Here is a 13,557-nt window from a genome sequence, read left to right as displayed (position 1 = left end):
TTTTTCGTTCCGGCACCCGCCGCGCGCGCGCCGGGCGGCTCGCCTAACACATCGCTGCGCGCGGCCGCAGTAGGCTGGTGCACGGCAGGTTGCACATCCCGGGGCGGAGCACGCATGGAGTTCCAACAGATCCTCTTCCTGATCATCCTGGCGATCACGCTGGGACTGTTCATCAGCGAGAAGCTCCGTGTCGACCTGGTTGCCCTGCTCTGCCTGCTTGCGCTGTCGCTGACCGGCATCCTGGGACCCAAGGAAGCGTTGTCCGGTTTCGCCAGCGAGCCGGCGATCATCGTCGCCGCCGTGTTCGTGCTGTCGGCCGGATTGTCCGCCACCGGCATCACCGAGCGCATCGGCGCCGGCATCGGCCGCGCGGCGGGCGGCAGCGAATGGCGCACCATTGCCGTGGTCATGCCGGCGACGGCGGCGTTGGCCGCGTTCTCGCACCACGTCATGGTCACCGCGATGATGCTGCCCATCCTGATGCGCATCGCGCGCGAGCAGAAGCTGGCCGCATCGCGCCTGCTGATGCCAATGTCGCTCGCCGCCTCGCTGGGCACCACGCTGACGCTGTTCAGTGCGCCGGCCTTCCTGCTGTCGAACGACCTGATCAAGCGCGCCGGCCTGCCCGACCTCGACATCTTCGCGGTCACGCCCATCGGCATCGCGCTGGTGGTGCTGGGCACGGTCTACATGCTGCTCGGGCGGTGGCTGGTGCCCAAGCGCGAAGGCGAAACGCCGCAGGGCGATTACCTGAAGCTGGATCGCTACTACACCGAGCTGCTGGTGGAAGAGGATTCGCCGTGGATCGGCAAGTCGCGCGGCGACTTCGAGAAGACCTTCGACGACCGGCTGCAGGTGGTGGACTGGCTGCGCCACGGCATGCGCCGCCGCAACCAGCGCATGGACAGCACGCTGGCCGCCAGCGACGTGCTGCTGGTGCGCGCGTCGCCGGACGAGATCGCCTCGATCCGCAACGAGCCCGGCCTGGCCCTGCACGCGGTGGCCAAGTACGGCGAGAAGCGGGAGGACGGCAAGAGCGAGACGCTCGGCGAGGAACAACTGGTGCAGGCGGTGGTCGCGCCGCACTCCGAGTTCATCGGCCGCAGCGTGGCCGACATCGACTTCCTGCGGAACCTCGGCGTGGTAGTGGTCGGCCTGTGGCGCCGCGAGGGCTGGCTGCACGGCGAGCTGTCGGAGACGGTGCTGCAGGAAGGCGACCTGCTGGTGCTCTGGGGCCAGCAGCAGAACCTGGAACCGCTGGCGACCCACCACGGCTTCCTCATGCTGATGCCGTTCGGCGGCCAGGTGAAACCACGGCGGCGCGCGCCGGTCGCGCTGGCAATCATGGCCGCCGCGGTGGCGGCCGCCGCGACCGAGACGCTGGCGCCGCACATCGCCTTCCTGGCCGGCGCGGTGGCCATGGTGCTGACACGCTGCGTGGACATCGAGCGCGCCTACCAGGAAATCGACATCCGCATCTTCGTGATGATCGGCGGCGTGATCCCGCTGGGCATCGCCATGGAGAAGACCGGCACCGCGTCGCTGGTGGCCGACCTGTTGTTGAACCACGCCGCCCACTGGTCGCCCCTGGTGTTGCTGCTGGTGATGTTCGGCACCGCCGCGCTGCTCACGCAGATCCTGTCCGACGCCGCCACCACCGTGCTGCTGGCCCCCATCGCGCTGGCGCTGGCCACCGGGCTGGACCTGAACCCGGTGCCCTTTGTGGTCTGCACGGCGATGGGCGCGGTGGCCTCGTTCCTGACCCCCATCGGCCATCACGGCAACCTGCTGATCCTCAACCCCGGGCGCTACACCTTCGGCGATTTCCTCCGGGTCGGCGTGCCGCTGACCGCCGCCATCGCGGTCACCACCGCCTGGCTGGCGCGCTGGCTGTGGCTGGACGGGCCGCTGCTGCCGAGTATCGGCGGCTGAGACAGGGCGACGGGTAGAATGGGCGGGTTTTCCGACCCGTAGACCGTGCGCCCGCAATGACCGAAACAATCCGCCCCACCTTCCACGGTTTCGAACAGATCCCGCTGCGCGAGTACGCCGAGCGCGCCTACCTCGACTACTCGATGTACGTGGTGCTGGACCGCGCCCTGCCCTTCATCGGCGACGGACTGAAGCCGGTGCAGCGGCGCATCGTGTATTCGATGAGCGAGCTCGGCCTGAACGCCGGCGCCAAGCCGAAGAAGTCCGCGCGCACCGTCGGCGACGTCATCGGCAAGTACCACCCGCACGGCGACAGCGCCTGCTACGAAGCGCTGGTGTTGATGGCGCAGCCGTTCTCGTACCGCTATCCGCTGATCGAAGGCCAGGGCAACTTCGGCTCGCCGGACGACCCCAAGTCGTTCGCGGCCATGCGCTACACCGAATCCAAGCTCACGCCCATCGCCGAAGTGCTGCTGGGCGAACTGGGCCAGGGCACGGTGGACTGGACGCCGAACTTCGACGGCACCCTGGAGGAGCCGACCTGGCTGCCGGCGCGCCTGCCGCACCTGCTGCTCAACGGCACCACCGGCATCGCCGTGGGCATGGCGACCGACGTGCCGCCGCACAACCTCAACGAGATCGTCAGCGCCTGCATCCGCCTGATCGACGACCCGGACGCGACCATCGCCGACCTGTGCGAACACGTGCGCGGCCCCGACTATCCGACGACCGCCGAGATCATCACCGCGGCGTCCGACCTGCGCACGATGTACGAAACCGGGCATGGCAGCGTCCGCGCACGCGCCACCTGGCGCAAGGACAACGCCAACATCGTCATCGACGCCCTGCCCTACCAGGTGTCGCCGTCGAAGGTGATCGAGCAGATCGCCGCGCAGATGCGCGCCAAGAAGCTGCCGTGGCTGGAGGACATCCGCGACGAATCCGACCACGCCAATCCGGTGCGCGTGGTGTTGATCCCGCGCTCCAACCGCGTGGATGCCGAGCAGCTGATGGGCCACCTGTTCGCCACCACCGACCTGGAGAAGAGCTACCGGGTCAACCTCAACATCATCGGGCTGGATGGCCGTCCGCAGGTCAAGAACCTGAAGATGCTGCTGACGGAATGGCTGGCGTTCCGCAGCGACACCGTCACCCGCCGCCTGAAGCACCGGCTGGACAAGGTCGATCGCCGCCTGCACCTGTTGGAAGGCCTGCTGGTCGCGTTCCTCAACCTGGATGAAGTCATCCGCATCATCCGCACCGAGGACGAACCGAAGGCTGCGCTGATCGCCCGCTTCAAGCTGAGCGAGGAACAGGCCGACTACATCCTCGACACCAAGCTCAAGCAGCTCGCCCGCCTGGAGGAAATGAAGATCCGCGGCGAGCAGGACGAGCTGCAGGCCGAGCGCGAGAAGATCGCCGGCATCCTCGACTCGAAGGCCAAGCTGAAGAAGCTGATCAAGGACGAACTGGCCGCGGACGCGAAGAAGTTTGGCGACGCGCGCCTGTCGCCGCTGGTGCAGCGCGATGCTGCGCAGGCGCTGGACGAAACCGAACTGGTCGCCAGCGAACCGATGACCGTGGTGCTGTCGGCGAAAGGCTGGATCCGCGCGGCCAAGGGCCACGACGTGGATGCCTCCACGCTGTCGTATCGCGATGGCGACGGGCTGCTGGGCGCGGTGCGCTCGCGCAGCACCCAGCAGGTGGCGTTCCTGGACTCGGAAGGCCGCAGTTATTCCACCGCCGTGCACACGCTGCCGTCCGCACGCGGCAATGGCGAACCGCTGACCGGCCGCTTCTCGCCGGCGGCGGGCGCCTCGTTCCAGGCCTTGGCCAGCGGCGACAACGACAGCCGCTTCGTGCTGGCGTCCTCGCATGGTTACGGCTTCGTCACCCGCTTCGAGAATCTCACCGGTCGCCAGAAGGCCGGTAAGGCCATGCTCAACCTGACCGTCGGCGCGAACGTGCTGCAGCCTGCGCCGGTGCCGAACGCCGCGACCGACCGCATCGTCGCCGTCACCAGTGCCGGCCATCTGCTAGCCTTCCCGGTCAGCGAACTGCCGGAACTGGACAAGGGCAAAGGCAACAAGATCATCGAGATCCCCAAGGCCAAGCTGGGCACCGAGCATGTCGTCGCCATCGCCGCCGTGTCGCCCGGCGCCACGCTGCTGGTCAAGAGCGGCCAGCGCACGATGAGCCTGTCGTTCAAGGACCTGGATGCGTATGTCGGTGCGCGCGCGACGCGGGGTGGGTTGTTGCCGCGTGGGTGGCAGAAGGTCGATGGACTCGACATCCAGTAGTTCACTGACCGGGCGCGCTGCGGCGCGTTCGTCATCGCCACGACCTGCTTTTCAGGAGGCGCGGCAGAAGGTCGATGGACTCGACATCCAGTAGTTCACCGACCGGGCGCGCTGCGGCGCGTTCGTGACAGCCACGACCTGCTTTCCAGGGGGCGCGGCAGAAGGTCGATGGACTGCAGGTGCAGTAACGGGACGTGCAAGGCACACGTTCAGAGCAGCGTTTGCGCCATCGGCTTGCCACAAGAAGCCGTAGAGCGGAGCTTGCTCCGCTGGATCGCACGGCATCAGAGACTGCCGGAGTCGAGCAAGCTCGACTCTACGCCTTGGCTTCATCCTTCTTTTCTTGCAGAGTGAGCGCTGATGGACGCCGATTTCTGGTTGCAGAAGTGGCAGGAAGGCCAGATCGGTTTCCATCGCCACGACGTGATGCCGCTGCTGCAGAAGCACTGGCCGTCGCTGGGATTGCCGGAGGCGTCGCGCATACTGGTGCCGCTGTGCGGCAAGTCGCTCGACATGCACTGGCTGGCCGCGCAGGGGCATCGCGTGCTGGGCGTGGAGCTGTCGCCGCTGGCGGTGACGCAGTTCTTCGACGAGGCCGGCCTCGACCCGGTGCGGACAACCAGTCGCTACGGCGAACACTTCAGTGCCGGCCCCATCGAGATCATCCTCGGCGACGCGTTCGGCCTGGACCAGGCCCTGCTGGCGGACGTGGCCGCCGTCTACGACCGCGCCGCCCTGATCGCGCTGCCGCCCGCCCTGCGCCTGCGCTATCGCGACACCGTCTATGCCAGCCTGCCGACCGGCTGCGAGGGACTGCTGATCACGCTGGAGTATCCGCAGGCCGAGAAAGCCGGGCCACCGTTCTCGGTGGAAGCGCCGGACGTCGACGCGCTGTTCGCGGCGCCGTGGCAGCACACGCTGCTGGAACGTCGCGACATCCTCGATCAGGAGCCGCGTTTCCGCGAGGAAGGCCTGAGCGCGCTGGAGACCGCCGTGTATCGTCTCCACCGTTCGTAGTTCGTAGAGCGGAGCCCGCTCCGCTGCTTTTCGGTCCCGTCCCCGCGTAAATGGATTGCGGAGCCGAGCAAGCTCGGCTCTACGGGAGGCGGTTATTCGGCGGCAGGTTTGCCGTCGAGCTTCGACGTCAGGTACAGCTCGATCCCCAGGCGCTTGATCAGGCCCAACTGCTGTTCCAGCCAGTGCGCGTGGTCTTCCTCGGTGTCCTTCAGCTGCGCCAGCAGGATTTCGCGGCTGACGTAGTCGCCATGCTGCTCGCAGATCCCGACGCCCTTGGCCAGGTTGGCCCGCACGGCGTATTCCACGTCCAGGTCCCGCTGCAGCATCTCCTCCACCGTCTTGCCGGCCACGAACGCCTCCGGGCGCATGTCCGGGTCGCCTTCCAGGAACAGGATGCGGCGCAGCAGCGCGTCGGCATGCTGGGTCTCTTCCTGCATCTCGTGGTCGATGCGGTGGAACAGGGCCATCAGCCCCTGGTCCTCGTAGCGGCGCGAATGGATGAAGTACTGGTCGCGGGCGGCCAGTTCGCCGCGCAGCAGGAACTTGAGGTAGTCGACGACGTCGGGATGGCCTTTCATGGGGTGGGCTCCGGTGGCGAGGCGCACAGGATGCCCGAACGGATCGCGGCGTGACCGAATCGGAATCAGTCTCGTTCGTCGTTGCGGCGCGGCAGTGACGGTCATGGCTTCCGTGGAATAATCCGGCCACCCGCCACGCACCTCACCGCAAGGATCCCGCAATGCTGAAGTGGACCCGGCGCATCGCGCTGCTGCTGTTGGCCCTGGTTGTCGTGGCATTGCTGGTGGCGTGGTGGTCGATGCGGGGCAGCCTGGCGGCCCTGGACGGCGAGCAGCCGCTGGCGGGCCTGTCCGCACCGGTCACCGTCCAGCGCGATGCGCTCGGCGTGGTGACCATCGACGCGGCCAGCGAAACCGATGCGATGCGCGCGCTCGGCTTCGTGCACGCACAGGAACGCTATTTCGAAATGGACCTGATGCGGCGCAGCTCCGCCGGCGAGCTGTCCGAACTGTTCGGCCCCGTCGCGGTGGGTCTGGACAAGGATCGCCGGATGCATCGCATGCGCGCACGCGCGATGGCGTCGCTCGACGGATTCGCCGGCGATCGCATGCCGCAGCCGCAGGCCTACGCCAACGGCGTCAACGACGGTCTGGGTGCGCTGAAGACCCGCCCCTGGCCGTACCTGCTGCTGCGGCAATCGCCGCGCCCGTGGGAAGTCGCCGACTCCGCGCTGGCCGGCTATGCCATGTACTTCGACCTGCAGGACGCCGACAACGTGCGCGAGCTCGGCCTGTGGAAGATCCGTCGCCAGGTGCCGCCCGCGCTGTACGCGTTGCTGGCCCACGACGGCACCGAATGGGATGCGCCGCTGCAGGGCGAGCCGCGCGGCAACGCCGCCTTGCCGACCGCCGACCAGGTCGACCTGCGCACGTTGCCCATGCCGAAGAGCGACACGCACCAGCGCCTGGCCGACAAGGGCACGCCGGGCAGCAACAACTGGGCGGTGGCCGGCGCACTGACGGCAGACGGGCGCGCGATCGTCGCCGACGACATGCACCTGGGCCTGCGCGCGCCGAACATCTGGTTCCGCGTGCGCCTGCGTTACCCGGACCCGCATGCGCCCGGCGGCAAGGTGGATGTCTCCGGCTTCAGCCTGCCCGGCCTGCCGGCGATCATCGTGGGCAGCAACGGCCACGTGGCGTGGGGCTTCACCAACAGCTATGCGGACACGGCGGACTGGTATCCGGTGAAGCCCTGCGATAGGAACGATCCCACCGATACCTGCGATGCGGTCGAACACCATGCGGAAACGATCCGTGTCGCCGGCGCGGACCCGGTGACGCTGGACGTGCAGGACACCCGCTACGGACCGATCATCCACCCGGCGCAAGGCAAGCAGCCTGCACTGGCGCTGCGCTGGGTGGCGCACCAGCCGGGCGCGCTGAACTTCGGGCTGTCGGATTTCGCCTCCGCCGGCGATCTGTCCGCCGCCCTGTCGGTGGCGCAGCGCACGGCCACGCCGGCGCAGAACCTGGTGATCGCTGACCACAACGGCCGCATCGCCTGGCGCATCCTGGGACCGCTGCCATCGCGCGCCGCGTCGTGCCCGCATACGCTGGAACTGGCACCGGCTGCACCTGCGGACGATGTCGTTCCGCTGTCGCCGGACAGTTGCACGCCCTGGGTGATTTCCAGCCAGCTCTCGCCCGTGCTCACCTCGCCGCCCAACCATCGCCTGTGGACGGCGAACGCACGCGTGCTGGACGGTGCGGCGCTCGCACGCGTCGGCGATGGCGGCTATGCGCTGGGCGCACGCGCGAAGCAGATCCGCGACGGCCTGCTGGCGAAGGAGCAGTTCACCGAAAAGGAGCTGCTGGCCATCCAGCTCGACGACCGTGCGCTGTTTCTCGAGCGCTGGTGGCGTCTGCTGCAGGATGAAGCGAAGCGGCAGCCTGCCAACGCATCGATCAAGGCGCTCGCCGATGCCGGCAAGACCTGGGAAGGCGTCGCCAGTGTCGATTCGGTCAGCTATCGCCTGGTGCGTGCCTGGCGCCTGGCCGTGCACGCGCGCATCGCCGACGGCCTGACCGCGCCCGCACAGGCGGCGCAGGGCAAGGACTTCGTCATGCCCGACCTGCCGCAGCTGGAAGGCGTCGTGTGGCCGTTGCTGGAACAGCGTCCGCCGCATCTGCTGTCGCGCCGCTACGACACCTGGGATGCGCTGCTGGAGGATGCGGCGAAGGAAGTCCGCGACGACCTCGCCGAACAGGGGCCGCTGACCGAGCGCCGCTGGGGCGAGCGCAATACCGCGAAGATCTGCCATCCGCTGGCCAACGCCCTGCCCACCTTCCTCAAACCGAAGCTGTGCATGCCGGGCGAACCGCTGGCCGGCGATGGCGCGATGCCGCGCGTGCAGGGGCCGGCGTTCGGCGCCTCGGAGCGCATGGTGGTGTCGCCCGGGCACGAAGCCGACGGCATCATCCACATGCCCGGCGGCCAGAGCGGACACCCGATGTCGCCGTTCTGGGGCGCCGGCCATGATGACTGGGTGCATGGAAGGCCGACATCGTTCCTGCCGGGCGATGCCATCCACACGCTCACGCTGCGGCCCTGACGTATTCCTTTTCCCCCATGCGGGGAAAAGCAGAATGCCTGCAGCGCCGCGTCATGCAAGCTGGACACCGCCCGGCCCGACGTAGCGCCCGACGCCGCCCTTCTCCCCATCGCCCGCGATGGGGAGAAGATGCCGAAGGCGGATGAGGGGCGTTCTTGCCTCTCCCGCTTCGGCGCCGTCCGCACAAACTGGCTTCGCTCGCCCCTCATCCGGCCTGTCGGCCACCTTCTCCCCGCACGCCGGGAGAAGGAAGATGACTACAGCGCCGCGTTGTGTACACCGGACACGGCACGCCCGGACGGGTCCGCCATCTTCGCGAAGCTGGCATCCCAGGCGATCGCCGCCGGTGACGAGCAGGCGATCGACTTGCCGCCCGGCACCGTCTCCGCGCAGGCCTGCCCCGGATAGTGCTGCTCGAACAGGGTGCGGTAGAAGTACGCTTCCTTGGTCTGCGGCGGGTTGACCGGGAAACGCTTGTCGGCCGCCGCCAGTTCGCGGTCGCTGACCTGCGCCTCGGCATGCGCCTTCAGTCCGTCGATCCAGCCATAGCCGACGCCGTCGCTGAACTGCTCCTTCTGCCGCCACAGGATCGATTCCGGCAGGTAGCCGTCGAAGGCCTCGCGCAGCACGCCTTTCTCCATCCGCTGTGCGCCGGCGGCGCCCTTGTCGATCATCTTGTGCAGGGCGTCCATCTTCATCGCCACGTCGAGGAACTCGACGTCGAGGAACGGCACGCGCGGTTCCACGCCCCAGGCCATCATCGACTTGTTGGCGCGCAGGCAGTCGTAGTTGTAGAGCGCATCCAGCTTGCGCACCAGCTCCTCGTGGAATTCGCGCGCGTTCGGTGCCTTGTGGAAGTACAGGTAGCCACCGAAGATCTCGTCGCTGCCCTCGCCCGACAGCACCATCTTCACGCCCATCGCCTTGATGCGGCGCGCGAGCAGGTACATCGGCGTCGACGCACGAATGGTGGTGACGTCATAGGTCTCGATATGTCGGATCACCTCCGGGATCGCATCCAGCCCCTCCTGGAAGGTGTAGGTGAAGCCGTGGTGCACGGTACCCAGCGACTTCGCCGCGACCTCGGCCGCCGCCAGGTCGGGCGAACCCTCCAGGCCGATGGCGAACGAGTGCAACCGCGGCCACCAGGCTTCGGTGGTGTCGTTGTCCTCGATGCGGTGGCGCGCGTAGCGCGCGGCCACCGCCGCGACCAGCGAAGAGTCCAGCCCGCCCGACAGCAGTACGCCATAGGGAACGTCGGTCATCAGCTGGCGATGTACGGCGCGCTCGAAGGCTTCGCGCAGTTCCTGCTTGGCGACCTCGACACCTTCCACTGCAGCGTAATCGCGCCACGGCTTCTCGTAATACTTCCGTAGGGCGGGCCTCGGCCCGCCTTCCGCAGTATCCGTCGAGAACTCGTAATAGTGGCCTGGCGGAAACTGCGCCACGTCGGCGCAGATCGGCGCCAGCGCCTTCATCTCCGATGCCACGCACAGGCGGCCTTCGCGGTCGTGTCCCCAGTACAGCGGGCAGACGCCGAGCGGATCGCGCGCAATCAGGGCGCGGCCCTTCGCCTTGTCCCACAGCGCGAACGCGAAGATGCCGTTGAGGCGGTTGAGGAAGGAGGCAGGTTCATCCTCGCGATACAGCGCATTGATGACCTCGCAGTCCGAGCCCGTCTGGAACGCGTAGTCCTGCGTCAGTTCCGCCTTCAGTTCGCGATGGTTGTAGATCTCGCCGTTGACCGCCAGCACCAGCTCGCCGTCCGCCGAGCGCAGCGGCTGCGAGCCGCCGGCCGGATCGACGATGGCCAGGCGCTCGTGCACCAGGATGGCGCCGTCGTCGTGGTACACGCCACTCCAGTCGGGGCCGCGGTGGCGCTGCTTCTGCGAAAGTTCCAGCGACTGCCGTCGCAGGGCCTGGACGTCGTCGCCGGGCTGCAGCCCGAAGATGCCGAAGATGGAACACATGGGTGGAAGCTCCTGGTGGGGTCGGTGGCGGAAGCCCGAAACGAAGAAACCCGCATCTCGCGATGCGGGTTTCTGGTATCCGGCAGGTCTTTCCTTGCCTAGTCGCAGAGCCGCATCGCCCGCGTCCCGTTGTTCGGACGCAGGTTATTGCGGTTGTTGTTGATGGCGGTGCGGCAGGGCATGGGGCGACCGTAACCGCTTAGGCCAGCGCTTGGCAAGCCCCGCAAAAGTTGCGCCTGCAACCACCAAGACCCTGTAGGAGCGCCCTCGGGCGCGATGCTTTTCAGGAACGGGCGTGAAAGGCATCGCGCCCGAGGGCGCTCCTACAAAGCAGCGCGAACCGGCAGCATCAGCCGCTCAAGCAGCTTCTGGTACAGGCCAGGCAGCGCCTCGAGATCCGTCACGCGGATATTTTCGTCGACCTTGTGGATGCTGGCGTTGACCGGTCCGACTTCGATGCACTCCGCGCCCAGCGGTGCGATGAAGCGCGCATCGGAGGTGCCACCCGCGGTGCTCTCCTCGGGCGGCGCACCGGCGAATTCGCCCAGCACCGCGCGCGCCGTCGCGCGCAGATGCCCTTCCGGGGTGTAGAACGGCTCGCCACCGCGATGCCAGTGCACGCTGTAGTCCAGGCCGTGCCGCTGGAAGACCGCCTCGATCTCCTGCTCCAGCCTCTCCGCCGTCCACGACGGGTTGAAGCGCAGGTTGAACACCACCTGCAATTCGCCGGGGATGACGTTGCTGGCGCCGGTGCCGGAATGGATGTTGGAAATCTGCAGGCTGGTCGGCGGGAACGTCTCGTAGCCGTCGTCCCACTGCCGCGCCGCCAGTTCGTCCAGCGCCGGCAGCGTCTTGTGGATCGGGTTGAGCGCCTTGTGCGGATAGGCCACATGGCCTTGCACGCCCCGCACGCTGAGCGTGGCGGTCAGCGTGCCGCGCCGGCCCACGCGCAGCAGGTCGCCCAGTTGCTCTTTCGACGATGGCTCGCCGGTGATGCACCAGTCGATCGTCTGGCCGCGTTCGCGGAACAGGGCCGCCACCTTCTTCACGCCATCGTGTGCGTCGCCCTCCTCGTCCGAGGTCACCAGCAGTGCAACGGTGCCGGGATGGTCCGGATGCGCGTCGACGAAACGCTCCAGCGCGATCGTGCACGCCGCCACACTGCATTTCATGTCGGCCGTGCCGCGACCGTACAGCACGCCATCGCGTACCGTCGGCACGAAGGGATCACTGGTCCATTCCGACAGCGGCCCCGGCGGCACCACGTCGGTGTGACCGAGCAGCACAAGCACCGGCGAGCCGCTGCCATGCGTGGCCCACAGGTTGTCGGTGTCGCCGAAGCGCAGGTGCTCGCAGTGGAAGCCCCATTGCGCCAGCCGCGTCGCCAGCACCTGCTGGCAACCGGCATCATCCGGCGTCACCGAATGGCGACGGACCAGTTCGCAGGACAGTTCGACGACATCGCTCACGCGCCGGCTCCGAAGATCTTCTTGAAGCCATTGTCGCTGAAGCCCTGTGAAAACCCGCCTTCACCGGTGATCACCAGCGGGCGGCGGATCAGCTGCGGATACTCTTTCAGCAGCAGCTTCCATTCCGCCTCCGATCCCGGCGTCTTGCGGTTCTCCGGCAGCTGCCGCCAGGTCGTCGACGACTTGTTGATCAGCGCATCCCAACCGCCCGCTTTCTCCGCCCAGTCCTTCAACGTGTCGGGCGACTGACGGTCATCGCGGTAGTCGACGAAGGTGTAAGAGATGCCGAAGCGGTCCAGCCACTTGGTCGCCTTCTTGCAGGTGTCGCAATTCTTCAACCCGTAGATCGTCGTCATGTCAGTCACTCGTCCACACCCGCAGGAACTTCTTGCGGGAGTTGCTCCAGAAGAAAACGGATGCGGATGATCCCATCCGGAAAAAATCAATCGCGGGCGATGTCAGCACCAGCTTCGGACGCTGCGCATCGGTCGCGATGTCGCACTCCCGTGAGCCATCGAAGCAACCATAAGCCACGACACCTGGCTCAACGCGAGCCAATCCCATGTTGGACCGCTGATCGATCACGCCACCTGGCAGCGGCAGCTCCGCCAACTTCTGCCAGACCTCAGCATCCGTATCGCCACCCAGCCGGACCCAGAGTGCCTCATGCCGTGCGGAACGCAGGAGGATCGCAAGATCCTCCCGTCCGTCCCCATCGAAGTCAGCGACAAGTCTGTCAAAGCGGACTGGCGATTCATCGCGCCAATCCTCTTCCAGAGCAACCGCCGACAGAGGATGCCAGCCGGCCGGCAAGTCTGATGGCACGCCCGCAAGCGCAGCCAGGACGAACACGGACGCGATCATGGCCACCACTCCAGCATGCTCAGTCCGCCAACCCGCGCAGCAGTTCGTTGACACTCGTCTTGCTACGCGTCTTCTCGTCGACCTGCTTGACGATCACCGCGCAGTACAGCGAATGCGAGCCGTCGGCGGCCGGCAGCGAGCCGGACACCACCACGCTGCCCGGCGGCACGTAGCCGTAGGTGATCTCTTTCGTGGCGCGGTTGTAGATGCGCGTCGACTGGCCGATGAACACGCCCATGCCGATCACGCTGTGATGGCCGATCACCACGCCTTCGACGACTTCCGAGCGGGCGCCGATGAAGCAGTGGTCCTCGATGATGGTCGGGCTGGCCTGCAGCGGCTCCAGCACGCCACCGATGCCGGCGCCGCCGGACAGGTGGCAGTGCTTGCCGATCTGCGCGCACGAGCCGACGGTCGCCCAGGTGTCGACCATCGTGCCCTCGCCGACATGGGCGCCGATGTTGACGAAGCTCGGCATCAGCACCACGTCCTTGCCGAAGTACGTGCCACGGCGCGCGATCGCGCCCGGCACGACGCGCACGCCGAGCTTGCGGAAGTCGTTCTCGTCGAAGGCGCCGAAGCGGGCCTCGACCTTGTCCCAGAACGGCGCGGGATAGGCTTCGACCAGTTCCATCTCGTTGACGCGGAAGTACAGCAGCACCGCTTTCTTCAACCACTCGTTGACCTTCCAGCCGCCCTGGCCATCGGGCTCGGCCACGCGCAGCTTGCCGCTCTCCAGGCCTTCGATGGCCAGTTCGACGGCGGTGCGGGTGGAACCTTCGATCTCCGACGGCGTCAGTTCGGCGCGGCGCTCGAACGCGCTCTCGATGGTGGACTTCAGTTCTTCGGTCTTGCTGGCTTTGCGGGTCATC

The 13,557-nt window shown here is 67.2% G+C and carries 10 protein-coding genes; 4 read left to right on the top strand and 6 right to left on the bottom strand.

Annotated elements, in window-relative coordinates:
- The first annotated feature begins 114 nt into the window (after positions 1–114).
- From MMG85_RS15530 to MMG85_RS15520, 3 genes are all read left to right on the top strand, one after another.
- Complete coding sequence (locus tag MMG85_RS15530; RefSeq protein ID WP_241046851.1) at positions 115–1,932, top strand: SLC13 family permease; 1,818 nt, start codon at positions 115–117, stop codon at positions 1,930–1,932.
- A 56-nt stretch (positions 1,933–1,988) separates the two neighbouring features.
- The gene (parC, locus tag MMG85_RS15525) at positions 1,989–4,232 is read left to right on the top strand and encodes a DNA topoisomerase IV subunit A (protein WP_241046850.1); all 2,244 of its coding nucleotides are present in this window, start codon (positions 1,989–1,991) and stop codon (positions 4,230–4,232) included.
- Positions 4,233–4,592: 360 nt separating this feature from the next.
- A complete protein-coding gene (locus tag MMG85_RS15520; RefSeq protein WP_241046849.1) occupies positions 4,593–5,249 on the top strand; it encodes a thiopurine S-methyltransferase in 657 nt (218 codons plus the stop codon).
- Positions 5,250–5,341: 92 nt separating this feature from the next.
- Here the strand turns inward: MMG85_RS15520 and bfr are convergent, their stop codons facing one another.
- Positions 5,342–5,827, bottom strand: a complete 486-nt coding sequence (bfr, locus tag MMG85_RS15515; RefSeq protein ID WP_241046848.1) for a bacterioferritin — start codon at positions 5,825–5,827, stop codon at positions 5,342–5,344.
- Between the two features lie 161 nt (positions 5,828–5,988).
- On the opposite strand from bfr, the gene MMG85_RS15510 reads away from it, so the two are divergent.
- A complete protein-coding gene (locus MMG85_RS15510; protein WP_241046847.1) occupies positions 5,989–8,382 on the top strand; it encodes a penicillin acylase family protein in 2,394 nt (797 codons plus the stop codon).
- Positions 8,383–8,639: 257 nt separating this feature from the next.
- On the opposite strand, the gene asnB is transcribed toward MMG85_RS15510, so the two are convergent.
- From asnB to dapD, 5 genes are all read right to left on the bottom strand, one after another.
- On the bottom strand, positions 8,640–10,352 hold the full coding sequence (gene asnB / locus MMG85_RS15505) for an asparagine synthase B (RefSeq protein WP_241046846.1): 1,713 nt from the start codon (positions 10,350–10,352) through the stop codon (positions 8,640–8,642).
- A 323-nt stretch (positions 10,353–10,675) separates the two neighbouring features.
- Positions 10,676–11,821, bottom strand: a complete 1,146-nt coding sequence (dapE, locus tag MMG85_RS15500; RefSeq protein WP_241046845.1) for a succinyl-diaminopimelate desuccinylase — start codon at positions 11,819–11,821, stop codon at positions 10,676–10,678.
- Complete coding sequence (locus MMG85_RS15495; protein WP_241046844.1) at positions 11,818–12,177, bottom strand: arsenate reductase; 360 nt, start codon at positions 12,175–12,177, stop codon at positions 11,818–11,820. Before MMG85_RS15495 ends, dapE begins: the two co-directional genes overlap by 4 nt.
- 1 nt (position 12,178) lies before the next feature.
- Entirely contained in the window at positions 12,179–12,685 is a 507-nt protein-coding gene (locus tag MMG85_RS15490; RefSeq protein ID WP_241046843.1) for a hypothetical protein, read from the bottom strand.
- A 19-nt stretch (positions 12,686–12,704) separates the two neighbouring features.
- On the bottom strand, positions 12,705–13,556 hold the full coding sequence (dapD, locus tag MMG85_RS15485) for a 2,3,4,5-tetrahydropyridine-2,6-dicarboxylate N-succinyltransferase (RefSeq protein ID WP_241046842.1): 852 nt from the start codon (positions 13,554–13,556) through the stop codon (positions 12,705–12,707).
- Position 13,557: the final 1 nt, after the last annotated feature.

The sequence above is a fragment of the Pseudoxanthomonas sp. LH2527 genome (assembly GCF_022539275.1).
Taxonomy (GTDB): domain Bacteria; phylum Pseudomonadota; class Gammaproteobacteria; order Xanthomonadales; family Xanthomonadaceae; genus Pseudoxanthomonas_A.
This window is presented reverse-complemented; position numbering and strand designations above follow the sequence as displayed.